Here is a 26,650-nt window from a genome sequence, read left to right on the forward strand (position 1 = left end):
TTTTATTATATGAGAACATTATTTCAGACAATAAAACAACAATTCCTAGAGGAAAACGATCTTGTACTTGTTTCCGTTACAGCATCCTCAGGGTCTACACCAAGAGGTGCCGGTTCCCGCATGCTGGTCGGAAAAAGCGGCAGGATTTCCGGAACCATCGGAGGTGGAGCTGTAGAATATCGTGCTGAATGTATGGCATTGGATATTCTTGAAAAAAAGGAATCCTGCCAGCATGAATTCCGGCTGAATCATAAAGATGTTGAAAATATTGGTATGATCTGTGGTGGTGATGTTACGGCCTTTTTCCAGTATCTTGATCATAACGATCCGATTATTATGGAAATCACGGAAACTGCGGAAAAATTCTATGAAGAGCGAAAAGATTTCTGGCTGATCTGCGATCTTCTCACCACCTCCGGTGTGAGCCTCTACAGTCCTGCATGCGGTCTCATCGGAACTGCCAATGTTCCTTCTTCTGTATTATCTTCTTTATCTGCAAAGCCACACCGATATCATAGTGAAGATTATGATCTGTTTTCTGAACAGATGGGAACCTCAGGAACTGTCTATGTATTCGGCGGCGGACATGTCTCACAAAAGCTTGTCCCAATCCTTGCAAGCGTTGATTTTCGCTGTGTTGTCCTGGATGACCGGCCGGAATTTACAGATCCTGCTCTTTTCCCGGGAGCAGTTGAAACAATACTTTGTGATTTCAACCATCTAAAGCAGTATGTTTCTATCACAGCTGCTGATTATTGCTGCGTCATGACACGCGGACATTCCTATGATACCATTGTACAGGCACAGCTTCTCGCTACACCTGCATGCTATATAGGCGTCATTGGAAGCCGCGCAAAAAAAGCTGCTGTATTTCGCCGTCTGATTGAAGAATACAACATTAATGAACAAGATTTAAACCGTATCATCTCACCTATAGGACTGGAGATCAAAGCAGAAACACCGGCTGAAATCGGCATTTCCATCACAGGACAGATGATCCAGGTTCGTGCTGACAGAAAGGCTACATCAAAATGATGGCAAAATCAGTATATAAAGCTGTAATATTTGGTGCCGGACAAATTGGACAAATGACAGCAAGACTTCTCAACAGTCCCTGTCAGCTCCTGTGCTTTGCTGATAATGACCCCCATAAACACGGATCCTATATTGGGAATATTCCAGTCTGTTCTCCGGATGCTGCAGTAGCACTTCTCCCGGATCTGGTCATCCTGGGAGTTCTGGATGAAGAACGGCGTAATTCTATGATAAAACAGATGGAAAACCTGGGTTATCACGGACCTTTTCGTGATCCCTCCGTCCTTCGCATGTTTGACGCACGGGTTGCTGTTATGCGTCTTTTATCTGAGCAGATCTATCAATTGGATATTCCGGGAAATGTTGCAGAACTGGGTGTTTTCCGAGGTGAATTTTCTTCCCTGATCAGTGCAGCCTTTCCAGACCGAAAAATCCATCTTTTTGATACTTTTGAGGGCTTTTCAGAAAAGGATATCACAATAGAAGCCTCCGGTAATCTGTCCCGCGCCAAAACAGGTGATTTTTCTTCTACTGATATTGACTCTGTTCTTCATGTTATGCCAGATTCTACACGTACTGTGATCCACAAAGGATGGTTTCCAGATACCTTTTCCGATGTTAGAGATGAAACTTTTTGTTTTGTATCTCTGGACGCGGATCTCTATGCTCCAACTGCTGCTGCACTTCCTCTGTTCTATGAACGCCTGGCCACCGGAGGAGTTCTCTTGGTTCACGATGTGTACAGTACACAGTTTTCCGGATGCCGAAAAGCGGTTGAGGAATTCTGTCTGAAAAACCATCTGTTTGCAGATCCTGTATGCGATCTGCATGGAAGCGCAATAATCCGAAAATTATAAAAAGAAACGCCGGAACCGGTATTTACCGGAACCAGCGTTTCTTTTTCGTTTATTTATTGTATAGCCCTTTTTCACGTCCATGCCTAACCTTTATAAAGTTCCTTTCAGAACATTTTCCAACTGTTCATCGGACAGATCAACATGATAAAAAAGATCGAAAAATTTATGTATTTCTTCATTGATATCACATTTAATATATTCCGGATAAATCAATGCTGAGAACCATCGCATACCGATCAGACGATTTGGTCCTGCCGGACGATCCACCCAGCTAAACGGTGCATTCGGAGTTCCATAAACCTTTTGGTCCTGTACTGCTTTTAATGAAGCATAATCAGGATTGCTCAGGATATCTTCTGCTGCAGAACTTCCGCTTTTATCTGCCTTTGGTTCACCATTTACAACAATCACATCCGGATCCCATGCAAGAAGCTGTTCTGCTGAAATCTGAACACGAGATCCATCTCCCAATTCCAGATCTGCAACATTGACTGCATTGATGACATCAAGAATCTGTGCATGCTGGGATCCCCTGGGTGCAGTTTCCAGTGAATCCTCTCCATTACCGAAGTATACACTGACTTTCTTTTCTTCTGGAATATCTGAAAGTGCATTAATATCAGTAAATACCTGCTCCGCATACTGGGCAAGCTCTTCTGCATGATCTTCTACACCAAGAAGTTCGCCCATAAAACGAAAAGCTTCTGCAGAATTATTAAGCTCGTTGTCTACTGCAACAACCGGAATTCCAAGGCTTTCTGATAACGCATCGCAATCAGAAACCATTGCATCATTAATCTTTCCACTATTAATAGCAATTGTAGGATTGGCAGCAATTACTGCTTCATAATTGACAGCATCACCCATTCCAAAATTAGGAAGATCCTGATATTTGTCCAGAATAATAGATTTCTCAACATCATTCAGTTCATAATTCCACCCAAGAAGCTTATCCGGTGCAACCATATACAGAAAAATTGCAGCTACCGGACCTGCTGAAAAAACAGATTCAATATTTTCTGCTGCTGGGACAGTTACTTTTCTTCCTGCCATGTCTGTGATCTCACGGGTTTCAGCAGTTTCCTGCGTGGCATCCTGCTCCGCACTCTGCGTCGGCTCTTCAGTAGCAGCTTTCGTTTCAGAACATCCTGTTAAAAGACTGACTGACATCACCAGACATATAAGCAGAGCCAAAAGTTGTCTGTGCTTTTTCATAAACTCTCTCCTTTCTTTTCTCCGCATTACTCATAATTGACGCTTATTGAAATTGACTATACAATTTTTAAGTATTATAATGTATATGTGAATAGTTTTTGAAAACAATTCGGTTTTTCTGAGTATAACACCGTAAATTTGATTAGTCAAGTTACAAGGATGAATGATTATGAATCTGACAGCTAATGAAAAAAATGCCGCCGCTGCCCGACAAAGACGATATGTTCTGCTGTTGGCGGTTATGCTGGTACTTTTGTTTATCATTATAGTACTCTCATTCTGGGTGGGATATTATCCGCTTACACCAGTGCAGGTACTAAATGCATTTTTATCAAAATTTGGTTTTAAAGGAGATATTTTACCCCAGGCAGTTACCATATTCTGGAATATCCGTCTGCCCCGTATTCTGTCTGCTTTATTTATTGGTGCTTCCCTCTCGGTAGCAGGTGCAACCTATCAGGGAATGTTTCGCAATCCACTGGTATCTCCTGATATCCTTGGAGTTTCTTCCGGTGCAAGTCTCGGAGCTGCTTTTGCAATTTTAAACGGAGCTTCCAACTGGATGATTCAGCTTTCTGCTTTTGCAGGTGGTGTGGCCGCAGTAGCCGCATCCTATCTTATCAGCCGAAAATCCGCACATTCCCAGACCCTCAGTCTTGTTCTGACCGGAACTATGATCATGTCACTCTGCAATGCCGGTGTCACAATGATCAAATATGTGGCAGACCCCAATGATGTTCTCCAGCAAATTACTTTCTGGCTTATGGGCAGCTTAACCAAAACCACAACCAAATCCTTTTGCTGGAGTGTTCTTCCAATGATCATTGGATTAAGTCTGATTTTTATTTTTCGATGGCAGATCAATCTGCTGACTTTGGATGAAGAAGAAGCCAAAAGTTTAGGAATCAATGTGCGTAAATATCGTCTGATTTTTATAGTCGCTTCCACATTACTCAGCGCCGCTGCAGTCTGTCTTGGAGGATTGATCGGATGGGTCGGGCTGATGATCCCCCATCTGGCACGTGCACTGGTTGGTGTTGATTACAGAAGGCTGATACCTGCAAGTGCGATCCTTGGCGGTGGATACCTGATACTTGTTGATGATATTTCCCGTTCCCTTTTGTCCATGGAACTTCCACTTGGCGTTGTCACAAGTATCATGGGCGCCCCCTTCTTTATCTATCTTATCATCAAACGAAAGGAGCGCACGTAATTATATGCTTCTGGAAATTGAAAATGTTTTTGGCGGTTACGGCAATGGTGATATTTTAAAGGGTATCAGCTGCAGCGCAGACTATGGTGATGTGCTTTGTCTGCTTGGCCCTAATGGTTGCGGAAAGACCACTCTGTTCCGCATGATATTAGGTTCCCTTCCTGTTTCTAATGGAAAAATAAAGATAGCCGGAAAAAATATTAGTGACTTTACAACCAAAACACTGGCAAATATGATTGCATATATTCCCCAATATCATTCCCCTGTATTTGCCTATACAGTTCTTGATATGGTAATTATGGGGCGTGCTTCTCATTTCTCCGCATTTGAAACCCCAAAAGAGCCTGATCAGGAAGCAGCTTTTGCTGCCTTGGAGAAAGTAAATGCCCTGCCTCTTGCCAACAGGAAATATACTTCCTTAAGCGGAGGACAAAGGCAATTGGTTTTAATTGCCCGTGCAATCTGTCAGTCTGCAAAAATCTTCATCATGGACGAGCCAGCCGCCAATCTGGATTATGCCAATCATCAGCTTCTCATGGAAGTAATTTCAGGGCTGGCCAATCAGGGCTATTGCATTATTATGTCAACACATAGTCCTGAGCATCCCTTTTCCGTGGGAAACAAAGTTCTTCTCATGAAATCCGGAAAGGTTATGGGATTCGGCTCTCCCAAAGAAATCATTACATCTGAAACCTTACAATCTGTTTACGATATTGAAATGGATGTGATAACTACACACGACCGCTATGGCCGTGAACGAACTATCTGTTTACCGGTAAATAGCTCACCAAAAGCATTTTAGGAGAAATGATACATGGACTCTATATTGGATTATTTTATTTCTCTGCAGGAATCTGAGCCTGCAGAATTACCTGAGCGGGCTATAGAAAGATGGAATAAACGTGCAGACTTTTGGGAGGACGCACGCAAAAAGAAAGAAAAAGGTGATGAACGTGTCATCAGCGCAATAAACTACCTGGATTTCAAAGGACTTCTTGAAAAAAATTATGATGTCGCAGATATTGGATGCGGTCCCGGACGGTTTGCTGCTGCATTTGCCAAATATGTACACAAAGTAGTGGGGCTGGATATTTCTGATAAAATGGTTAAACACGGAATGGAACATATCCAAAATGAAGGCTTAAATAACGCTATACTCTATACATGTAATTTTCAGACATTAGATATTGATAAATCGGGGTATACGCATGCATTTGATTTGGTATTCAGTTCCATGACACCTGCAATCCACAATATGGACGGACTGATAAAATCTATGGAAATGAGCAGGGCATGGTGCTGTAATATCACGCATCTTGACAGACGAAATTCACTCAGGGAACAGATCTTACAGGAAGTATTTGGCAAACAAACAGCACCCCAATGGAATGGGCGATGGTTTTTCTCTCTTTTCAATATATTATTTCTGCTTGGATATAATCCTGAAACAAGCTATGAAAAACTCCATCGTGAAACCTGGGTAACTCCGGATGAACAATATATTGATTCCCTCATGGAGCACATGCTTCCTTCTGAAGAATATACACAGGAAAACGCAAATAAAATCATGCAATGGATTCAATCTCACTTAAACAAAGATGGGCAGATCAAGGAAATAACTGATTCCACTTATGGAAGAATTCTCTGGGATGTTCGAAACAAAACAATACGACCTGACTATAGAACTATTATAAAATGAAATGGGACTTTACTATGACTCAACATATATTTTTAACTGGTAAAAAACACATTGGAAAATCTACATTGATCCAAAAGATATTAGATGATTATAAGAAAACCTCTGATGGATTCCTGACTGTCCGCACAAAAAACTATCTGAAGGATCAGTATTCAGTTCATATGTACCATCTAAAAGAGAAGGAGCTCCCAAACGAATCTAATCTTTTGTTTTTATGCGGAAAAACAGATGAACACACTGCCGATACCTTTGATCGCCTTGGATGCAATATTCTTTCCATGTGTTCTGACTGCTCTTTAATTGTTATGGATGAGCTTGGTCCACATGAAGCAGACGCAGCTTTATTTCGGAGAAAAATCCTAAACCTTTTGGATGGGCAGACTCCCATTTTAGGGGTATTGCAAGAACCTGCAGAATCTTTCTGGCCTGAAATCGTAAATCACCCAAAGGTAGAAATCATTATAATTTCTGAAGACAATCGAAATGATTGCTCTTTACTTAATCACATTCAATATAAAATCTCATCTCCTTAATAATTACTCCCGGGGCTATGCGTTCGGAACTAACCAAAGGGTCAAGTAGCTTTGTCAAGTAAATCGAGTAGGAGAAATATCTCATCTTGTGAATGAGATATTTCGACCTCTCACACCACCGTGCGTACCGTTCGGTACACGGCGGTTCAATCAACTTAGCAAGTGACACACCTTTCGGTGTAGTAATCTAACATTGAGACTAAGGTATTCTTTAACTCCAGATACTCATTTGCCCAGCTGCTGTTATTCTCTTCAAATGCCTGCGGGATGCCACCCCAACCAACATAACGGGATAAGATTTCCTGTTCTTCGGGTGTTGCCAGACGTTCTTCTTTCTCCAAATTCTGTAACCTTTCTCCAAAGTCTGTAACAAATGAATGGCTTCCATATTTGTCTTATACTTTGCTTTCGGACCGCCTGCACCAAGGTCATTATCCTGGATACGGAAGTTGTGTGGTTCTATCACGGCTTTTTCCTGTTCCTGACTTTCCGGAATATCTTCTTTGGCAGTAACCTATTCCTCTTCTATTTCCTCCACATCTGACATATCTACTACGGTCGGTTCTGTCACTGCCTTCGTATCCAAAAAATCAAACATGGTCATCTGGTGCCCGGATGGTTCCGCAAAAGACGGTTCTGCTTCCGGTGTCGGGAAAATCGTATAGGTTCCTTCTGCATACTGGTGAAGTTCTGAAAGAAGTTCTGTTTTCTGCTGGTAGTTTGTCCCATATGCCTCAAAATCTAATGGCAGAACTGCCAATGCTGCATCCATCTTCTGTAACAGTTCTTCTGTCTGCTCTGGATTCTCTAAAACTGCCACCATTTCTTTTCCTGGTTTTTCCCAGAAGAAATCATCCGTAAATGGTCTGTCTATCTCTTCCGGAAGACGGTCCTAAAAGCGGAGTACCTTGTTCGCCATCTGTTCCCGTTCATATTCCGGCATACGAGCATAATCTTCTGCCTGCAGGAACTGGTCATTCTTTATCAGATAAGCTACTCTATTTGCAACTTTATTCCAGGATAATAAAACTGACGTATGTGGATTCCCATAAGCACCTCTTGCAAGAAACAATCCTTTTCCATCATAATTTGCGTGTGAATCATCGGCACCAGACAGTGCATGACTGCTTCCACCGATCCCATACTGTTCCTTGATAAAACCTGTCCTCGATCTTTCATCCTCATGCAGCAGATAAAAGGAATATGTCCTAAGCCTGCCCTGCGAATACGCTCCACCTCCTGCAAGAAAAACATCAATCTCATCCTGCGTAATGAACATCGGATGCTCTTTCCATGCAAACCCGTCTCTTGCCTGATAAGGGATGACCTCATCCGCAAACTTCTGAAACTGTTTTGAGATATTTATAGGATTATAATGATGGAAACGCATAATGGAATGATTTTCTTCATAGGCTTCTGCCAGTGCATCCAGTCTTTCATTCAGTTCCGAAAGCCACTGTGGATCTTCCAGCTTTTCTTCCAGATAATCCGTGATCTCCGGATAGATACTGTGAAGATGTGGTAAATCATCCTCATCAAAAACAATCTCCGCTACTCCTTCTGCCATATCCCCTTTCATATAGGCAAGAGCCTGGGCGTGTTCTTTTACTGCATTACTTCTTGCCGCATCCAATACAGACTGCGGTGCATATTCACCCTGATCTAAAAGCTGATGGATACGTCCGCTGACATCTTCCCATGATAAAAATGCCTTATCTAAAATCTGGTCTGTGACCGTATGCCCCACTGCGATCTGCATCCCAGTTTCATCAAACCAGACCGAATATTCATTTCCATCAATCTGTAAGCCTTTTCCACCTTTGCGGTATTCACGCTTCACAAACTCCGTATATTCCTCCGGGGCCTGTTCGCTCATAAAATTGTAGATGATACGAAGCTGACTGCCCGCCCGGTTTCCTCCTGTCCGTAAGATCTCGTCGACAACGCTTTCTGGAATCGGGATTTCTCCGGCATAAAGGGCTGCTGCTCTTTCCTCGATCTGCCGTCTTTGTTCATTTGCAGTTGGATATTCGGGCAAAGATAAAGCAGAGGCGATTTCTTCCTCTGCTTTACTCAATCCATCTTCTCTTGTATCTTCGACTAACTGTATACCAATTCCGTCAAGATGCTCTCTTCCACTGTTACCATCAATGCGTTCATGTGTGCTGTCCATGCTATCGGATCTGCTTCCTTGTCCGGTGCCGGATTCTTCTCCAGTAATTTCTCCATCTGGCTGTCCATTCTCTCCTGTGCTGCTTTCTCGATCTGTTCCAGATGGCTGTTCAGCTTCCCTGTCAGGAACAGGCTCTGATACAGGCTGTTCTTGTGTTCCTTCAGAAAGCTCCTCCGTAGCATCCCGTATTTCCCGATCGTCACTTCTTCCTCCTCTACGGTCAGGTTCGGAAACAGGTAATCTCCCTTGCGATGATATGTCAGTTCCATAATCGGTTCCTCCTTCATTTTCAATATTTTCTTCTTTTTTCGCTTCTGCATCCCGGTTTTTAGTTTCACACATTAACGTGGTAAAGTTATTATAATTCCTTTCATTGGAATTTTCAACCTCTTTTCTCGCTTCTTCCAGAGAAATTTTATGTACGGTCTTTCCAATATCAATCAGAATACTCTCACTGAGCTGGCTTGCCGCATTTCCAAGGAAGGTGAGAACAGACAGACGGTTATAATCTGTGATATGCATGAAGTCCTCTTCTTCCAGAAATTCCGTCGGGTCAAGCCCGCATCGCCTGGAAAGCATATAGTAAACACTGTCTGTTGTCAGCTGACGGAAATCACTGCGGATCGTCACCTCATCCAGATCCTCAAGATAAGTGTCCTCTACCGCATATTCCAACCCATCCAGGTACTCCTCCAGATTATCACTGACCATTTCCCTTGCTACTGCCATTAATGCGTCCTGCAGGGTTGCTGTATCCTTTTCTTCCAGAGCATAGACCTCTGCCAGATGGGTGAGGATCTCTTCTCTCTGTTGTTCCTGCATCTGCCAAAGATACGGGCTTCTGCCTCCGGCTACCATGTGGGTATCCGAAATATCAAACACATAACGAAGTTTGGTATTCTGCCAGGTTTCATCAAACAGGGCAATTCCTCTTGCACCACGATTTACCCAGCGTAACATCTTTTCATTCCATAGTTCCAGCGATGCACAGGCTGTTGCGTCTGGACGCTGTGCATGAATCAGAAGCTGATCAGAAAAAGAATACCGATATAATCTTGATGCTGTATTCATATAATCCATCCAATTCCCTGGCGAACTGCTTACTGATACGGCATGTTCCTGTACCAAGTTTCGGATGTCCTGTAGTTTAGACATTTAACTTCCCTCCTGTCAATAAAAAAACAGCCCTCTCTTTTTAGAATTGGCTGCATAAAATGTACTTTACTTTTCGGAGAGAAAATGCTATATTCTAATTGAAAAGAGTAACCGCCCACAAGGTGGATGCTCCTGGATTAGGTTTTAATTTATTTTGCTCTCAAAGAGAGCTGCCTATCCTGTTGGCAGACAGGGTAGGCTATTTTTTTCGCTTGTTGTCCCTATTATCCAAATAGGCAAGCAAAGCAATCAGAAACGTACCGCCTAAGAACAATAAGCTCAAGACTTCGTATGTATCCATTCGCTCCACCTCCCTTCTTCTGTATCCCTTAACGGGATCTGAAAATCCAGGAGGTTTTTACCAACCCTGTACACGGTTACTCCAGTAATATTCTAACAGGTAACTCTCCGCAAAGCAATTCCTTTTTACTTCATACGGTTTTATATTCTGTTTTTTGTTTATCCTCTGGCCAATGCAGTTTCCATTCCAGATATTCCTCTTCTGTAATTCTTCCATCGCCCAGTTTCTGCTTTTTCCCCATCCATTCCTGCAGATAAGACATTGTTTTTTTATCCCTCATTGTGATTCCAACTGTTTCACTTTCTGAATCATTTAGCAGAAACAGATGAAAAAGCCCTCTATTTTCTTCATCCATCCAGAATAAAGTTTCCATTAATTCGTCCATTGTCGCAATTCCAGGACTTAAAAAATTCCGGACATCAACTTCCAATATTTCTGCTATCCGGATAAGCGTTTCCTGCTTCGGTGTACGCTGTCCTCTTTCATATTGAGCAATTCTCACATCTGCACTATTTTCTCCATACCCTAACCTGCGCCCCAGTTCTTTTTGCGTTAGCTTGCGAAACATACGGATTTTTCTTATTCTTGCTCCTAATTTCAATTTCTTCTCCTTTTCAAAATGAGGCTGTGCAGTAACCACACAGCCCCAGAACCTTATTCTATTATTATTTACGTTTTCTTCTGACTGCCACTACAGTTCCCAGGCATCCTGCTGATACCGCAAGAGCCAGCACAAAAATAGCAATATTTGTGTTATCTCCTGTTTTTGGTGAATTGGATACGGAAGTCGCATCAGAACCATGGAAACAGGAGTGCTGCCTCCCTGATTTTCTGATGTTTCCGGAGTATCCTTTTCCGGAGCTTTCTCATTTGTCAAATTCAGAGTGTATTCAATCACAGGAGTATGGTTATCGACATACTCAAACTGAATCTTATGCTCTGTTTCATCCAACTGATAGCCATCCAGTGTTTTTGTTTCTTTCAGGATATATGTAATTGCTTTTTTATACTGCCCATTCTTAAAAGTCGCAATCGGATAATTCTTTGATTCTGCATGGCCGGCACTATCTGTTACCAGAGTTTCCAGAACTTTACCTTTACTGTCACAAAAGGCAAATTCTACACCTTTTATTGGCTTCTTGGTATCTTTATCTGTTTTATTTAAGATCACCTTGCCCATTGCCTGTTCATCTTCCATTTTAGCTCCCTGAATATCTCCGGTGTCCTTAATCTCAAACGTCACTTTATTTGCCACAATGTAACCCTTCGGTGCTGTTTCCTCCAATAATGTATAAATACCAATTGGAAGTTTCTCCACATAATGGGGCTGATCACCCGACGTCCAGCTTTCCATAACTTCCTGGTTTTCATTAAGGATATACAGCTTAGCATCTTTGACCTCGCTGCATCCATCTGTCATATCTACCTTACTGATCAACATTTTTGTTGTATCATCCTGCATTTCTACTTTCTGTATATCTGCAGTATTTTCTACTACAAACGTAATGGATTCTGCAGTTGCATAACCATCAGCAGGAATTGTCTCCGTTAATGTATATTTCTTTCCAACTTCCAGTTCCTTAATGATGTGTGGTGTGCTTCCAGAAGTCCACTCATCCACAACGTTTCCCTCTGGATCGGATACTTTCAGTTTTGCACCTGGTAATTCTTCCCCGGTTGTAAGATCTGATTTTGTGATTTCAAAAGTAGTTGGCTCATCTTCATAAGTGAACTCAAAGGATACTTCTGAACCTCTTCTCCCGCATAAGTAAAATCAAATTCCTTGATTTCTTCTGTTGTTACAAATCCAGCAGGAGCCTGCACTTCTTTTACATAGTAGCTGCCATTGATTGGAAGATCTGCCGTAAATACAATCCTTCCATCCTGATCTGTAGCTTTCTGCTCAATCATGGTATCTGCTTTCAGGATCACTTCGCCCTCTGCATTTAAAATATCATTCTTTGTATAAAGTGCAAATACTCCGCCTTCCAGAACACGGTCCGTATTTTTTTCTTTCTTAACTACAGTTACTTTTGCTTTCTGGCGGTTATTCTGCCAGTCCTCATCATAAGTCACAATCGGAGTATTTTGATCACGATAAGTCAAATCAACTTCTCTGATTTCCCCATCCAGAATATATCCATCTACAGTTTCTTTTTCCTTCACATAGTATTTGCCTAAAGGAAGATCTTCTGATCTTGCATATCCAAGAGCGTCTGTCGTAATTGTAGCTACCAGTTCGTCCTTCTTATAATAATCACTGCTTTCCCCATCTGCAACCTTGATATCTTCCGCTGCATAAATTTCAAAAGTAACATCTTTCAGAGAACCAGTAACATAGCCAAATGCTGCGTCCATGCCACCTGCCAGCATATCTTTCCAGGTAACTTCTTTGACAAATTCGCCTTTTTTATTGATGATGATTCGTCCAACCGGAACAGCATCCTTCATTTCTACTTTTTGAATTTCTGCGGTATCAGAAACTGTAAATTTCACTTCCTCTGCCTGCAGATAACCATATGGTGCAAACTCTTCCCGAAGTGTGTAGGTTTTTCCCACATGGAGTCTTTTTATTACATGAGCTTTTCCTTTTACAGAAGTCCATTTTTCTACTTCTTTTCCGTCTGAATCCAAAACCGTCAGTGTTGCTCCGTCAAGTTCCACACCTGTTGTAATATCTGATTTTGTAAATTCAGTTGTTGTCGGCTCATTCTTAAAAACGGTTTCCAGTTTTACTGTTTTTACTTCCTGTCCCTTATATTTCGCAGTCACCTCAATCAGCTCATCAGAAGATACAAAACCATCTGGTGCTGCCAGTTCTTTTATATAATAAATTCCAAATGGCAGATCCTGCTCAAAAACAGCTTTTCCATCTTCACCTGTTACCGCTTTTGTAAGCAGTTCGTCTGCTTTTACCAGTACCTTATCGCTGTCGTAGGTTTTCCCTTGTCAGCACCAGATCCAAAAGGATATTTGGGATTTGTAAGAAATGCATTAGTGCCAACCAAAACTTTATTCAGTTCACCTGGTACATATACATTGGCAGTAACTGTATAAGTGCCATTCTCAAGTTTGTCCACACTGCTATAAGGAGCTGAATTGTCCTCTGCACCAGCTGCAAGTACGTCTTCTATATTCTCCGTTCCATCAGAGAATTCATCAGAAGTAAAATCATTTTCCTCAGATACCAATACATCTGTATCCGAATAAGCGGTCGTCCCCTCTACCTCAAATTCATCTTTCTCGATGTCTATATCCTCATCTGCCAGATCGGGTACTTCAGCCATTTCGCCTTCTGTATCTACATTCTCTTCAGAATCTACCTGATCTGTTTCTATTTCAAAATCTTCTAATTCTTCTGCATAAACAGATGGTGCTATAGCAGTTGTTGTCATCATAGCAACCATCAATAATGCTAACCATTTCTTTCTCATGTTCACCTCATATCCTATCCTAAAAAAAGGAGTTACTGCCTCAATTAACAACATCTTATTTCATATGTTTCTTAATGCAGCAACTCCTATATTTTTGTTAATTAATTATTTTGTGATTGAATCACTTGGAAGATCAATCTGTAAAACCGGATTAGCATTAAAATTGTTATCATATGGTGTGATTGTAAGACCGCCAATCAGTTCTTTTGTGATTTTCGCATGGAGGGCTGATGTCTCAAATGTACGACTGATAGAAGAGTTTCCATCATTTTCAGTCTCAACTGAAGCTTCCAGAATATTATATCTTGTTCCCGGATGCTTTGTGCAGTTAGTAGCTCCAGCATCTTCAAGTTTCGCAGTCACGCCATCTGCGGTTCCTAATGTTTTAATGCCTAACTGTGTATTGTTAATCGGTAACTTAAAAGTAATCACTCCAGCACTGGAAATATGTACTGTAACGTTATTTGTTGCAGCATTTTTAGGCGGGATTGCTGTATCATTCAGATACGCATTATATAAATGCTGCGGTGCCTGATCTCGTGGAACATAAAGATTTACAGATGCTGTGTAATCTCCGCTCTTATAAGATGCAGCGCTTGCTGTTAATGGAAGTGCAGTAACCACCATTGCTGCTGATGCTACCACGATGCTCATTTTCTTGAGTAAGCTCTTCTTGTTCATAATTCTTGTCCTCCTTGAAGTACATTTTTATAATTTGCAATTTCATGGCCATTGAAATATTGAGATCTATGTATCACAGGTTGATCCTGTAAATACCAAATTAATTTTTACTTTTTTCAGTGACTTAGTCGGTTTTATAAGACTAACTCACTGAGATTTTTTTTGGAGCGATCTGCGCTCCAGCAATATGATTATAACATAGGTCCTTAAAATCTTGCATTAATAGCTATTAAGTGCAACTAACTTTTTTTGCGAATTATTATACTTTTTCTCATTAGCGCTGAAAAATTTAAAAAAATTATTTTTTTGAGATTTTAGACTATTTTGTACTTATATAAAAGTATTGTTTTATAACGACAATTTCTCACCTTTTGTACATACATTTTTTATATCTGATTTTCATTAAATGTCCTATCAACCTCCCCTTTCATCCAGTCAATATCCTTTGATACCCCGAAAGTATATAGAAAATAGCACTTTCAATTGACGTAAGCAAAAGATATTAATAAAATAAATAAAAACATACAAGAAGGAAACGTAATGAATACATTTTTTACCTGCGAGCAAAAATTGGGGAATACCATCTTCACTTTTTCACAAAAAGCAAAAGTTCTTAGCACAAGTCCTTTAAACGGAGGCCTTACAAGGCACCTTTCTCATGCTGTAAATATCAATTGTATGAATGGTTCTTATGAATGTAAAATGCTAGGAGATACTTATGAAAAAGATCTCAGCTGCACATGTCCACGCCCTTGGTCTTTCCCCCTCCTGCACTACTGCCTTAAGTACCGCAGCCTGGACTGAATTACGTGCTATAGAAGAAGTATGCTTCCGGGATCTTACGGTAACTGCTGTTGTGACCGGTGGAATTGACTCCAATGGCATGCATCCCGGCGATCCCGCTTCTTACTACGAAGAGGATGGAAATTATGAAATGCTTCTTCCTGGAACAATCAATATTTTTCTGTTCATTAATCAGAATTTGACTGATACAGCAATGTCCAGAGCACTGATGCTTTGTGGAGAATCGAAAGCTGCTGCTGTTTCTCAGTTATTACTGGGAAGCTGCTATTCCGAAGAAATCGCAACAGGTTCTGGGACTGATGGAATTGTAATCGCTTCTAATCTTTGTGGTACCAGAACTCTTACGGATTCTTCTGGACATTCCAAACTTGGTGAACTGATTGGAAAATCCGTGAAATCTGCCGTAAAACAAGCTCTTCTTAACCAAACAGCGGCCTCTGGCCCGAGGCAATTTCTTTTATCTGCACGCACTGCAAGATATAAGATCACACCTGCTACTTTATGGGAGTTTTATATAGAATACAGAAAAATTTTTAATGATTTTAAGATTTCTTTTGAAATGCCCTCATTATTGGAGCAGAAGTTTCTTACACACAATCGTACCAGTAACCTGGTTCTATGTGTATCACTTTATCTTCACCTTATGGATCAGGTTCGTTGGGAGTTGATTATGGAGCCGGAAGCTATCCGGGAGGGGAAACGTCTTCTAATTTATGGACTCTATTGGAAAGATGGAGACTTTTTTGAAAAAGCATATCCGGCAAAAGCATGGGAGCAGCCCGGATTGCTGCATTTTTCATTAAAAGAACAGCTTATGTATCTGCTTTTATTGTATATTGCTATTTAGATAGTGCTAAAAATTTCTAACTTTTAATATAAATGGGTAAGTCGAAAACCGACTTACCCACTATAATATTATTTTTATTTACTTCGCTACACACATGTTTTCATCAATCCATTTATGGATGTCGTCTTCGCTTACTTTAACCAAACGGGCAATTTTCTTAACATCCATCCCCTCTTCTGCCATAGAAAGAGCTGTCTCTTTTGCTTTTTTTAGTTCGCCGCTTTCCATTCCTTCGCTATAAATTTTTTCCATTTCATGGCACATAAGTTCAACTCCATTCTGCGTGTCTTTTAATTCATGTACTCGTTTTACAACAACCGGACTGTACATTTCATCCGCATTCCTGTTTGTGAGATCATACTATTTTAACCAATCTGTGATATTTTCATCTGTTGCATGGTTCGCATTAAATGGTCTGCACCATTTTGCAGAATATTTCTTTTTGATCTTCACCGCAATTTTTTGTGGTTCTGTAGCTCCGCTGGTTGTAAAAATTGCTGCTTTTTTTCCATTCAGATTTACCTTGTCCAGAAAACTGAATACTGCATTTGGAATTGTTCCACACCAGATCGGGCTTCCTATCAGTATCCTGTCGTATGCAGAAATATCAGGAATCTCCATATCCAGTTCTGGCCGCTCATTTAATAAAATTTCTTTTAATGCGGTAAATACCGTTTTTCTATAAGACATCCGGTAAGATTTATAAGTCTTAATCTCTGCCAGATCTGCCCCGGAAAGCTGTGCGATCCGTCCAGCAGCTTCTTTTGTCTTTCCTTTCTGCGAAAAATAGATAACTAATGTTTTCATTTGACAGGCTCCTTTTCTAATACAATATATTTATGGCTGATGTCTCTACAACTCTGATACAGAATAACTGCTCTATTATAACTGGATATTTACTCTTAAGCACGATATTATATAAATCAGGGCAAGCCCAACAGACCTGCCCATTTATAAATGCGTTCCTTATTTTATTGCACATAGATTTTCATCAATCCATTTTTGGACTTCATTCACATTATGATTTACAGCTTTTGCAATTTTTTCAACAGGCAGACCCATTTCTGCAAGTGAAAGTGCTGTTTCTTTTGCTTTTTTGAGTTCACCACGTTTCTCCCCACTTTCCATTCCCTCGCTGTAGATTTTCTCCATCTCATGGCACATAAGCTCAACTCCTTTCTGCGTGTCTTTTAATTCATGTACCCGTTTTGCAAGAACTGGACTGTGCATTTCATCCGCATTCTTACAATGCAGATCATGCATAAGTCTCCCAAGTTCTGTGTCTTCCTGTTTTCTGGAATTCACATATATAATATGTGCTTCGTCCTGAAAGCTATCATCGGCTTCTTTGATATGTCTGTCAATATGGTAAATAGGAAAGTCATACCCAAGGATGTCATCCCTGGTAATAAAGATCACATAGCTTTCCGGTAATTCATCAAAATCCTGACCCGGATTTAAAGTGTTCATGTCCATCAAACCACTATGGTAACGTGCCCTCTTAGGTGATGCACCTTCATTATCCTGCTGGATCTCCACATCAAACTGTTTGCCTTCGGAATCTCTGGCAACACAGTCCATGATTGCGGATCGTCCCTGCAGATTCTTATAATCCTTCTGGATGATCTGATCAATTACTCGCAGATCCTGTTTTTCCATAATGACCTGCAGAACATATTCCAGGCATTCTCTCTGTTTGAAAACATTTCTCATAAATATGTCACTCATGAGTGTAAAATTCTTAATAATACCTTTATATCTTTCGTAACGTACTTCCAATCCGTTCTCTGGCACAATTTTTTCATCTGCCACGTTCGCTGTCACTTCCCACTTTATTCTTTTTATGTTATGAAGAAATTTTCGAAAAAGCTTTTGTTTATTTTATCTTAGCATCAATGAATGACCTTTACAAGACACTTTTTCCCCGAGTTGTATCGGGTGTTTTTTAACCTACCCGTTCCACATAGCATACACTGTTTCCCTTACACTCAAATTCCGGACAAAGGGACAGCCATAGTCTTTCCAGATCATTGATATTCATAGCATCCAATTCTGTTTCATCTTCCTCACCATAAATATTTACAAAACCGATCCGATATATGCCATACCCTTTATGTAGGTTTTTTACTACTTTTCTTCCTGCTCTTCGTATATTCATAAGCTCTCTTCTCTCCTCTCTTCTGCTTCCAGCAAAAATAAATTGCAGGTATAGCTTCCGGAAGCACTGACACCAGCGGCCCCTCCAAGGCTGTCCAGATACTGGCTTCCATTTTTAGGACAATAAGCGAGAATCCTCGGCAATTCAATTACCGGGATGAAAGCGCAGGATTGTGCATATCTGCATATTGAAATAATATAATAATCTCCCAATCCCTTGGTATTAATTCCGTAACCGGCATATAATCAATCGAAAATACGTTCGTTTTTTTTATTGCGCATTTCTACTTGTTATGTTATACTATATGTATGAAAGAAAATCTAATACATTACAGGACTTGTGTGTGTAATATTAATTACCATATGGTGTGGTCGGTGAAATACCGGCGGAAGATATTAAACCCAGAAATTGAGGAATACCTAAAGGAACTGGTGCAGCAGATCGCTGAGGATAAAGGTTTTACTGTTCATTTATTTGAATGTGGTGAAGGTGCTCATGTCCACTGTTTTGTATCAGCTCCACCAAAACTGTCCATAACAGCGATTGTCAAGTATCTGAAGGGAATCACCGGCAGAAAACTGTTCGAACGTTTTCTGGAAATAAGAGACCAGATATGGAAGGGAGAGTTGTGGAACCATTCCTATTATGTGGAAACGATCGGATCTGTATCGGAGGAAAATATCCGCCGTTATATTGAGCATCAGAGCAAGTCGTATTAAACCAAGGTGGAGTGTAGATCTCTATCTGCATAGCTGTCCAAAGGGGGAAGAGGAATGCTGCTGTCACACAGAACATCTGTAAAGATTCGGCCGGAATATTCCAATATCATAGGGCATATGTGTTATGTAGCTTCCAAACTCTGGAATGTCTGCAACTACGAACGTCATCATTATAAAGAGCTGGGACTGGAAAAGTATCCTGACTGGTATTATCAGAAAAAAGCGCATAAAGGAGATCTGTGGTACAGACAGCTTCCGTCACAGACAGCACAGGAAACCTGCAAGCAGCTGGACAAAGCATGGAGATCTTTCTATGTTCTGAAAAAGACCGGAGGGATCAAAGATCCAAATCCGCCCCGTTTTAAACAGGACAATATCCCGGTCACATACATGCAGATGGGGATCCGGCATGAGAAAGGTTCAGACCAGCTGCGGCTGTCTCTGCCAAAGGATCTGAAAAGCTATATGGAAGGAACCTATGGGATCCATGAAAGATTTCTACATCTTGAAAATAAGATTTTCAGGGACATGGATCATATAAAACAATTGCGGATTTATCCGCCGGAAAACGGAAAATGTGACCTTATCGTTATCTACGAGATCGAAGTACCAGAGCAGCTTTTCCAGAATGGACATTATTTATCTATTGATCCTGGACTTCATAATCTGATGACCTGTTATGATTCCGGAAATGGCCGGACTTTTATCCTTGGAAGGAAATATCTTTCATTAGAAAGATACTTTCATAAAGAGATCGCCAGAGTGCAGTCTGTCTGGTATGCGCAGCAATCGGAAAGAGGGATAAGATATCCAGGATCATCGAAACATATCCAGAGACTTTACAGAAAAAAGCAGAATACAGTGAAGGATTATCTTCATAAAGTGACCAGATGGATTGCAGAATACTGCAGAAAAGAAGATATCCGCTGTGTGGTTGTGGGAGATATCCGAAATATCCGTAAAGAGAAGGATATGGGGCATAAAGTCAACCAGAAGTTTCACGGACTGCCATATAACTGGCTTTATATCATGCTAGGATATAAGCTGAAACTGTATGGAATCCAATTGATAAAACAGGAGGAAAGCTATACCAGCCAGTGCAGTCCGTTATCACCGGAAGTATCAAAAAGATATGCAGAAGCAACAAACCGAAAAGAACGGGGTATGTATATAACTGACAGAGTAAGCTACAATGCAGATGCAGTAGGCGCGTTTAATATCCTGCGGAAATATCTTTCCGTATCCGGAAAACAGAAGGAACTGTCCATAACCGGACTAAAAAATCCAGAAGTAATAAAAGTAGCTGTATAGCCGAAAGGCAAGCAGTATTGGTGTCATGGACGCACCCTGAAAAAGGCGGTATCCCGCCAGATTTCAGATGCTCTGGTAACTAAGTTGCCGAGTAGTTCACATGCAGAAATGTACATATAAAAGTTTGTCAAAACATAGTTTTTATTTTCCAGAACATTCTTATAACTGCTGCTAAGTACAAGCCTTGCTCCAATTTTTTCTGCTTTTTCTTTTACCCGCATGGCAGTTAAATTTACTGCTTTTCGTATTTCCTGTTTGCTAAGTCCGCTTTGATAATAACGTTCCAAAAACAAAACCAGTTCTTCTGCTTTATTTTCATGTGGTTCGCTTTTGACAGTCACATCAACAAACTCAATCGTCTTCCTTTCATCCGCAGCTACAAAAGATCCTTTTTCCTTGTGTTTTTTTGTGATCCTCCTTTCCTTATTTGCTGATCTGTACTTGTTGTCTGCCATATTTTTGCAACAAAAAAAGGCCATTTAGAAATTTTCATTCTAAATGACCTTATTTATTACAAAGGCAGGAGGCTTTTGGCTCCTTAATGTTTTACTCCCGGTCAGATCCGGAACCAGCGTTTCTTATCTGTGTTTACAGATACAAATACAAATCTCACAATCATATTAACACAAGATATTGTTGGCGTCAATCGCACTTTTGCTATATTTTGTATTTTCGATTTTCAAAGATTTAATCAACTTCTCTTATTACTTACGGAAATGTAATTTTACCATTTTTATTTATACGAATCTTAAATGTACCACCAAACATTTTATTGTTATTTTTTTATCTCTACAGTAAAAATATCCAATTGCGGTATCTCCTCCCTCTCTTCGAGTAAATTATTCTTTTGTCATCTGATTTTAATTTCTATTTTTCCTTCCACTGGGCTATATAAATCCAGAGGATCTTCATCACTTTCATAAACACGTCCTTCGCCTTCTCCGTAAGTATCTTCTGTTCTTGTTTCATATTTTTTATATGTTATTCTGTTTTTTTCTTCTTTATTTACATATAATTCTAATGTCACCGTTTTAGCATCTGGCGAAATTCCTTTGTATTTTGTATTATTTCTGCTTTCTTCAAACACAGTCTCTGTGTCTCCATAATTTGTCATTCTATAAAGCCCCTGATTTCCTTTATCGTCGGTTCCTAGTAAATAATAATCTTCATATTCTTTATTATCCAAATTTCCATAAATTGTACTTGCCAAATCGTTTAAGTTCATTTTTGAAATCGTCAGATTTTGATTTGGAGATATCTTTATTTTTTTATTCACATTTACATTTATGGTATTCTTTTCCAGTTCTTCCCAATTTGATGAAAATTCAAAAATATAGTCATCCGTATCTTCTGTATCTGCAGTATCCATTTCTGTTGGATCAAATAACCATACTTTCATTTTTATATCTGCTGTATTATCTTTAATAGTTGTATCTTCCAACCTATAATGACAAACCTGACCATCTGCTCCGTTCTCCTTTTTCTCCAGAGCATATGTTCCATCTAACTGTGCCGCTTTTCCATTTATCTCCACTTCTGTTAGTAGAATAGTCTCTTTTTCTTTTGAATCATTTATATTATCAGATATTGCCACCCATAAATTCTCCTTATCAGCAGCAATTTCATCTAACGTAATAGAAATTCCATTTTTAGTAATCGTTTTTCCAACACTATCTATATATGATTCTACATTTTCATTAATCCCCAATGCAGTTTGAATCCACGAAGTAATCTGTTCCCAGGCCGCCTTTATCTCATGCGGATGTCCCAAACCTCCTATCAATAATGCTATTACAACTCCTGCTGCTGCAATCTTTGCTAATTTAAATTTCAAATTAACATTTCGCTTTTCCCATGGCAAGGAAGCTTCATAAACAAATTTTTCATCTATTTCTCCCATCAAATCCAAAAAATTGTTTTCTTTTTTCATATGATTTCTTTCACCTCTTCCCATAATTTGTTTCTGCTTCGAAAAAGACTGGATTTAATTTTAGTCTCAGAGCATCCATGTCTTTTTGCAATGTCTTTAATAGTATCCATATACCAATATCGCCTGACAAAAATATCCCTGTCCCCTGCTTTTAAATCACCTAAAAATTTTTCTAAAATATTCAAAATTTCCTTTTTCTTTATATCCTCTTCCACATAATCCTTTATTGTATTTTCCAGTTTTTCCACTTCACCACAAATATCCATCATATGTGTATCTGCTCTTTTTGAAGCATTTTTCTTTCTGAAATTGTCCAATGCCAAATTTCTGGTTATTTTTCCAAGAAATGCAGATAATTTTGTTGGCGTTTTGGGCGGAATCTTATTCCACGTTATCAGCCACGTATCATTTACGCATTCTTCTGAATCTTCTGTGTTATATAAAATATTCCATGCAATCTTAAAGCAAAATTTTTCGTACTTTACTTCTACCTGGCGAATTGCATCTTCTGATCTTTCTAAAAATAAATTTATAATATGTATATCTTCCATATCACATTTCTCCCCTGTATATTAGTGTTTTTATGCAGATAGGTTATTTGCAGTGTGCCATATTAATGTTTTCTATTATATAGAACGTATTTTTTTCTGTTTGGTTGCACTTTTTTTCTATTTTTATAATTTTTTTTGTTACCATGCTTCCATTATCACTATAACATATTATCTAAACATTCTTCTCTCTTGGTCAACTATTAATATCGTAATCTACTTCTGCAAATAAAGCTACATGCAAAAAATGAAAAAAGGAGCTGCCATTCCATGTGTATTCATGAAAGGCAGCTCCTGCTTGAATCATTTTTATTTAACAACTACTTTTACTTTTTTACGGATCTTTCCAGATTTCACTGTGATATAGGCTGTTCCCTTTTTCTTTCCGGTGATCACGCCACTGGAACTTACCGTTGCGATTTTCTTATTTGAAGAACTGTAGGTAACTTTCTCCTGGGAAGTGATCGGGCTGATGACTGGTTTCAGCGTAAGTTTTTTTATTCCTTGCAACAGTCACGCTTGATTTCAGTCCGGTGATCTTTGTTGTTCTTACCGTTGTTTTCTGCACAGTAATGGAAATGACCTGTTTCTTGCCGCTGGCCAGTGTAATGGTCACTTTGATTATTATTTGAATTCCAGCCCTCAGCCTTTTCATTGACAGAGGGCTAATTTTGGCTTAACAATTATTGAGCATCCCTTAACTGATCTACAATGCTGCATTTTGCTTCGTTATCATACATCATGCAAGGAATCAGCCACCCAAGCAGAAGAAATACCGGAATTGTCAGCAGGACAGGCAGAACGGTGAACCGATACTCAAAGAACCAGAACATACTGCCCAGCATTTTCCCCGCAAGAGGTCCCACCGCCAGTGAAAGCACAAAGGCCGCCGCTACGGAAGACAGTGCGTAAAACAACCCCTCGTAGATCAGCATGGTTTTGAGCTGTCGGGGCGTCATTCCTACAGCCTGAAGCACAGCAAATTCACGGCGGCGGGAAAGAATACCGGTCATCATGGCGTTGAAGAAATTTAAGAGTCCCACCAGCCCAATGATAGCACAGAGGATACCACCGATCAGAAGGAACATCTGCCGGAACTGAGCAAACTCAGAGCGAGCCGTGGCTTTGCTTTCATACATCAAGGGCGAAAACTCACCGGCCGTGAGCTTTGACAGATATTGCTCTGCTTCGGCCTCGTCAGCTTCGTCCGCTGTGTCGAACAGGTAGAGCATTGGAACGACTGCACCACCGCTGTCCCTCTGTGCGGTGTCCACAGGCAAAACTGCGTTATATCCAATACCACCATAACGATAACCCATGGAGTTCGGAAGTTCTACCAAGGCGCAGACCGTGTACTCTACATCTCTGGCCCCATACAATTTTGCCTGAAGGTACTCCTCCGGTGTGTCTTCGTTGCACAGTTCCCCGGTGCGGCTGTCGATATATTTCACATCATCCGCATAGGTAGCCGTGATCGTGTCTCCCACCTTGGGGTAGTATTCAGGATTGGGCAGATTGCCGTAATCATCCAAAGAAACCGCAATGGCAATGGCGTTATTGTCCGGCTCCAGCATAGGAGAAATATCTCCGTCGAACACTTGCAGCTTGTCAAACAGACTGTTATCCAGAGCCTCGATTCTGGTATCTCCCATCACCATATTGCCCCGGTGCTCCATGCGGCTCATATGGCTGTCCAACTGCTCGGCACTTTCGTACCTTGCATAGTCTTGCCGCAGAGCATCCTCCGTCATCCACAGGTATGCGCTTTTTCGCACAGCATATCCCGTGCCGGAAAGACTGGCCTTTGTGTTTGCTGCGATCTCCTCGATCTGTTCTGGCGTGATGAATTCATCTGCCGGGTTGAAACGGAAATAGTCGGGAGTGCTGACGATAAAATCGGCGCAGGTCATGGAGGATACATACTTCTCCATGCTGAAGCCTCCCACAAAGGCACACAGCGCATTGAACAGTGTCACCGACAGTGCCAGAGACACCACCACCAGCACCGTCTTTTTCTTGTTTCGTCCCAGATTGGCAAAGGCCATCTGATGGAGCTTGGCTCCCCGGGTGCTGCGCTGTTTTTTCTTAGTCTGTATCGCATCCGTATATTTGGTAGCCTCTACCGGAGAGACCTTGGCTGCCATTTTTCCGGGCTTGGAACAGGACAAAAGCACCGTCAACAGGGCAAACAGCATGGAACCAAGGAAGATCACAGGCGAAGTGCTGATGGTGGTGATGCCTGCATCCAACTGGGTGGAGCGCAAGACAACAGGTACCAGAACAGCGCCGATGCCGTAGCCCAGCAACAGTCCTGCCGGAATGCCGATCAGACAAAGTAGAAGTGCCTGCTGGCGAATGATACGTTTGAGCTGCCGGGGCGTTGTGCCAATGGTTTTCAGAAGTCCGTAAAACCGGATATCCCCTGCAACAGAGATCTGAAAAATGTTATAGATGATAAGATACCCCGAGAAAATCACCAGCAGCAAAAAAGCTGCTATGGCGATCATCAGCTCTGGATCGAGCTGTGACTCCAGCTGGGATGAGGTATATCCCCAGTTGACGCCGATCCGGACGCTGTTGGGATCGGTATAGCTGTCCCATGTGTAGCCAAGATCGGTATCCACCTGCTCCATCTGCCCTTGAATATTTGTGCTGGAGGCCAGCATGACATTCAAATCGGTGCGGAAAGGCTGTAACCCTGTTTTCACTGCCTGCGCTTCGATGTCATCTGCGTAATCACGGCTGATGTTGATGTAGTGAACAGGCATTAGTTCATCATATTCCCAATAGCCCACCAGCGTAAAGGTATCTGTTACAGTAAAGGCGGTTTGATCCTTGTCCGTGATGGAATAGGAAACCGTGACCTCGGCGCCCAACTCCGGCGTTACGCCAAGCAGCTGCAACGCTGCCGTATCCATGGCTACTTCTTTGCCGCTTTCGGGCATCCGCCCGGTAGTAGGGGTGGCATAGCTCCATTTGGTGCAGTTGGCATCCATGTAGCTGATCTCTGCAGGCGTTTTGGAAAAGACACCATCCACAGTGATGCCGATCACCTTCCGTGCCCCCGCAGCCTTCACCTTTGGATGAGCAGCGATACGTTCCGCCTGCTCGGGGGAAACATCTTTAAAGGTACCGTGTGCATAGCCACCTACCTGCCGAAACTGATAGGTTTCATAACTGGCGTTCAACGACAAGACAATGGTGAACATGGACGTAAATAGCATCGTTGTCAGCGCAATGGCAAAAATGGCGATCAGATTGCGGCGGCGGTTCGCATAAAGGGATTTTAAGCTGAGCTTTCGAATACATTTTCTGTTTTTGACATTCATCGTAGCCACCTCCCGTTAGTTCTGGGAGACGATCCGACCATCTTCGATACGGATAATGCGGTCTGCCATCTGCGCAATTTCTTCGTTGTGAGTGATCATTACGATTGTCTGGGCGAACTTTTGACTGGTGACTTTCAAAAGGCTCAATACATCCTGGCTGGTTTTGGAATCCAGATTGCCGGTGGGTTCATCTGCCAGAATGATAGCGGGTGCTGCCGCCAGCGCACGGGCAATGGCTACTCGCTGCTGTTGACCGCCTGAGAGCTGATTGGGCAGGGCATCCAGACGGTCGCTCAGTCCAAGCGTCTGCACGATCTGCTGCACAAAAGCCTTGTTTACCTTTCCGCCATCCAGTTCAGTGGGTAGAATGATATTTTCATATACATTCAGCACCGGAACAAGATTGTAGCTCTGAAATACAAAACCGATTTTTCTGCGGCGGAAAATAGTCAGAGCTTCCTCCTTCAAGAAGAAAATATCCTGTCCGTCCACCATGACCGTGCCGCTTGTAGGGCGATCCAGCCCGCCCAGCATATGCAACAGCGTGGATTTTCCGGATCCGGATGTGCCGACAATTGCAACAAACTCTCCCTTCTTCACACTTAAATCAACTCCATCCAACGCATGAACGGCGTTATTACCGGAGCCATAAATCTTTTTCAGGTCTTTTGCCTGTAAAACCTCCATAAACGAGTACCTCCATGAAAA

General features: G+C 41.3%; 25 protein-coding genes and 2 pseudogenes. 9 read left to right on the plus strand and 18 right to left on the minus strand.

Annotation, left to right across the window (positions count from 1 at the left end; translation table 11 throughout):
- The first annotated feature begins 9 nt into the window (after positions 1 to 9).
- Complete coding sequence (locus tag AC04Q4_RS03015; RefSeq protein WP_476388463.1) at positions 10 to 1,035, plus strand: XdhC family protein; 1,026 nt, start codon at positions 10 to 12, stop codon at positions 1,033 to 1,035.
- Positions 1,032 to 1,892 (plus strand): TylF/MycF/NovP-related O-methyltransferase, encoded by an 861-nt coding sequence (locus AC04Q4_RS03020; RefSeq protein ID WP_173757454.1) that lies wholly within the window; start codon positions 1,032 to 1,034, stop codon positions 1,890 to 1,892. The genes AC04Q4_RS03015 and AC04Q4_RS03020 overlap by 4 nt, the downstream gene beginning before the upstream one ends.
- A 90-nt stretch (positions 1,893 to 1,982) precedes the next feature.
- Here the strand turns inward: AC04Q4_RS03020 and AC04Q4_RS03025 are convergent, their stop codons facing one another.
- On the minus strand, positions 1,983 to 3,107 hold the full coding sequence (locus tag AC04Q4_RS03025) for an ABC transporter substrate-binding protein (RefSeq protein ID WP_173736955.1): 1,125 nt from the start codon (positions 3,105 to 3,107) through the stop codon (positions 1,983 to 1,985).
- A gap of 169 nt (positions 3,108 to 3,276) precedes the next feature.
- On the opposite strand from AC04Q4_RS03025, the gene AC04Q4_RS03030 reads away from it, so the two are divergent.
- From AC04Q4_RS03030 to AC04Q4_RS03045, 4 genes are read left to right on the plus strand one after another with little or no spacing between them, the layout of a single operon-like run.
- Positions 3,277 to 4,320 (plus strand): FecCD family ABC transporter permease, encoded by a 1,044-nt coding sequence (locus AC04Q4_RS03030; RefSeq protein WP_173736954.1) that lies wholly within the window; start codon positions 3,277 to 3,279, stop codon positions 4,318 to 4,320.
- A gap of 4 nt (positions 4,321 to 4,324) precedes the next feature.
- On the plus strand, positions 4,325 to 5,122 hold the full coding sequence (locus AC04Q4_RS03035) for an ABC transporter ATP-binding protein (RefSeq protein ID WP_118515227.1): 798 nt from the start codon (positions 4,325 to 4,327) through the stop codon (positions 5,120 to 5,122).
- A gap of 12 nt (positions 5,123 to 5,134) precedes the next feature.
- Positions 5,135 to 6,019: a class I SAM-dependent methyltransferase gene (locus tag AC04Q4_RS03040; protein ID WP_173736953.1), complete on the plus strand. Its 885-nt coding sequence runs from the start codon at positions 5,135 to 5,137 to the stop codon at positions 6,017 to 6,019.
- Positions 6,016 to 6,552, plus strand: coding sequence for a nucleoside-triphosphatase (locus tag AC04Q4_RS03045; protein ID WP_015542408.1), 537 nt, complete (start codon positions 6,016 to 6,018; stop codon positions 6,550 to 6,552). The genes AC04Q4_RS03040 and AC04Q4_RS03045 overlap by 4 nt, the downstream gene beginning before the upstream one ends.
- Positions 6,553 to 6,752: 200 nt before the next feature.
- Here AC04Q4_RS03045 and AC04Q4_RS03050 read toward each other — a convergent pair.
- The 7 genes and pseudogenes from AC04Q4_RS03050 to AC04Q4_RS03080 form a co-directional block, all read right to left on the minus strand.
- Positions 6,753 to 9,880 (minus strand): annotated as a pseudogene (locus tag AC04Q4_RS03050) (DNA methylase); the annotation flags it as partial.
- 199 nt (positions 9,881 to 10,079) lie between these two features.
- Positions 10,080 to 10,181, minus strand: coding sequence for a putative holin-like toxin (locus AC04Q4_RS03055; protein ID WP_015524590.1), 102 nt, complete (start codon positions 10,179 to 10,181; stop codon positions 10,080 to 10,082).
- Positions 10,182 to 10,311: 130 nt separating this feature from the next.
- Positions 10,312 to 10,782 (minus strand): helix-turn-helix domain-containing protein, encoded by a 471-nt coding sequence (locus AC04Q4_RS03060; RefSeq protein WP_173736948.1) that lies wholly within the window; start codon positions 10,780 to 10,782, stop codon positions 10,312 to 10,314.
- 64 nt (positions 10,783 to 10,846) lie between these two features.
- Complete coding sequence (locus tag AC04Q4_RS03065) at positions 10,847 to 10,915, minus strand: hypothetical protein (RefSeq protein WP_347708354.1); 69 nt, start codon at positions 10,913 to 10,915, stop codon at positions 10,847 to 10,849.
- An 83-nt stretch (positions 10,916 to 10,998) separates the two neighbouring features.
- Positions 10,999 to 13,106 (minus strand): annotated as a pseudogene (locus AC04Q4_RS03070) (SpaA isopeptide-forming pilin-related protein); the annotation flags it as partial.
- A complete protein-coding gene (locus AC04Q4_RS03075) occupies positions 13,094 to 13,615 on the minus strand; it encodes a hypothetical protein (protein ID WP_173736947.1) in 522 nt (173 codons plus the stop codon). The gene AC04Q4_RS03075 and the pseudogene AC04Q4_RS03070, both read right to left, overlap by 13 nt.
- Before the next feature lie 105 nt (positions 13,616 to 13,720).
- Positions 13,721 to 14,296, minus strand: a complete 576-nt coding sequence (locus AC04Q4_RS03080) for a hypothetical protein (protein ID WP_173736946.1) — start codon at positions 14,294 to 14,296, stop codon at positions 13,721 to 13,723.
- A 718-nt stretch (positions 14,297 to 15,014) separates the two neighbouring features.
- On the opposite strand from AC04Q4_RS03080, the gene AC04Q4_RS03085 reads away from it, so the two are divergent.
- Positions 15,015 to 15,947 carry an adenosylcobinamide amidohydrolase gene (locus tag AC04Q4_RS03085; protein WP_476388464.1) on the plus strand — a complete coding sequence of 311 codons (933 nt, stop codon included), beginning with the start codon at positions 15,015 to 15,017 and terminating at the stop codon, positions 15,945 to 15,947.
- 78 nt (positions 15,948 to 16,025) lie between these two features.
- Here AC04Q4_RS03085 and AC04Q4_RS03090 read toward each other — a convergent pair whose 3' ends face one another.
- From AC04Q4_RS03090 to AC04Q4_RS03105, 4 genes are all read right to left on the minus strand, one after another.
- Positions 16,026 to 16,277 carry a hypothetical protein gene (locus tag AC04Q4_RS03090; RefSeq protein WP_476388465.1) on the minus strand — a complete coding sequence of 84 codons (252 nt, stop codon included), beginning with the start codon at positions 16,275 to 16,277 and terminating at the stop codon, positions 16,026 to 16,028.
- A gap of 30 nt (positions 16,278 to 16,307) precedes the next feature.
- The gene (locus AC04Q4_RS03095; RefSeq protein WP_173757523.1) at positions 16,308 to 16,754 is read right to left on the minus strand and encodes a flavodoxin; all 447 of its coding nucleotides are present in this window, start codon (positions 16,752 to 16,754) and stop codon (positions 16,308 to 16,310) included.
- Between the two features lie 159 nt (positions 16,755 to 16,913).
- Entirely contained in the window at positions 16,914 to 17,675 is a 762-nt protein-coding gene (locus AC04Q4_RS03100; RefSeq protein ID WP_243251703.1) for an Rpn family recombination-promoting nuclease/putative transposase, read from the minus strand.
- Positions 17,676 to 17,892: 217 nt separating this feature from the next.
- The gene (locus AC04Q4_RS03105; RefSeq protein WP_015525098.1) at positions 17,893 to 18,105 is read right to left on the minus strand and encodes a hypothetical protein; all 213 of its coding nucleotides are present in this window, start codon (positions 18,103 to 18,105) and stop codon (positions 17,893 to 17,895) included.
- A 308-nt stretch (positions 18,106 to 18,413) separates the two neighbouring features.
- Between AC04Q4_RS03105 and tnpA the strand changes: the two genes are divergently transcribed.
- The gene (tnpA, locus tag AC04Q4_RS03110) at positions 18,414 to 18,824 is read left to right on the plus strand and encodes an IS200/IS605 family transposase (RefSeq protein WP_476388466.1); all 411 of its coding nucleotides are present in this window, start codon (positions 18,414 to 18,416) and stop codon (positions 18,822 to 18,824) included.
- A 54-nt stretch (positions 18,825 to 18,878) separates the two neighbouring features.
- On the plus strand, positions 18,879 to 20,135 hold the full coding sequence (locus AC04Q4_RS03115) for an RNA-guided endonuclease TnpB family protein (protein WP_476388467.1): 1,257 nt from the start codon (positions 18,879 to 18,881) through the stop codon (positions 20,133 to 20,135).
- A gap of 23 nt (positions 20,136 to 20,158) precedes the next feature.
- On the opposite strand, the gene AC04Q4_RS03120 is transcribed toward AC04Q4_RS03115, so the two are convergent.
- From AC04Q4_RS03120 to AC04Q4_RS03145, 6 genes are all read right to left on the minus strand, one after another.
- Complete coding sequence (locus AC04Q4_RS03120; RefSeq protein WP_476388468.1) at positions 20,159 to 20,590, minus strand: hypothetical protein; 432 nt, start codon at positions 20,588 to 20,590, stop codon at positions 20,159 to 20,161.
- Positions 20,591 to 20,985: 395 nt separating this feature from the next.
- A complete protein-coding gene (locus tag AC04Q4_RS03125) occupies positions 20,986 to 22,089 on the minus strand; it encodes a DUF4179 domain-containing protein (RefSeq protein ID WP_476388469.1) in 1,104 nt (367 codons plus the stop codon).
- Positions 22,062 to 22,616, minus strand: coding sequence for an RNA polymerase sigma factor (locus tag AC04Q4_RS03130; protein WP_173756285.1), 555 nt, complete (start codon positions 22,614 to 22,616; stop codon positions 22,062 to 22,064). The genes AC04Q4_RS03125 and AC04Q4_RS03130 overlap by 28 nt, the downstream gene beginning before the upstream one ends.
- Before the next feature lie 306 nt (positions 22,617 to 22,922).
- Positions 22,923 to 23,123, minus strand: a complete 201-nt coding sequence (locus AC04Q4_RS03135; protein ID WP_243251680.1) for an Ig-like domain-containing protein — start codon at positions 23,121 to 23,123, stop codon at positions 22,923 to 22,925.
- A 173-nt stretch (positions 23,124 to 23,296) separates the two neighbouring features.
- On the minus strand, positions 23,297 to 25,942 hold the full coding sequence (locus AC04Q4_RS03140; protein WP_476388470.1) for an FtsX-like permease family protein: 2,646 nt from the start codon (positions 25,940 to 25,942) through the stop codon (positions 23,297 to 23,299).
- A 15-nt stretch (positions 25,943 to 25,957) separates the two neighbouring features.
- Positions 25,958 to 26,629 carry an ABC transporter ATP-binding protein gene (locus AC04Q4_RS03145; RefSeq protein ID WP_173756288.1) on the minus strand — a complete coding sequence of 224 codons (672 nt, stop codon included), beginning with the start codon at positions 26,627 to 26,629 and terminating at the stop codon, positions 25,958 to 25,960.
- Positions 26,630 to 26,650 lie beyond the last annotated feature (21 nt).

Source organism: Blautia sp. HA8986 (genome assembly GCF_056504635.1).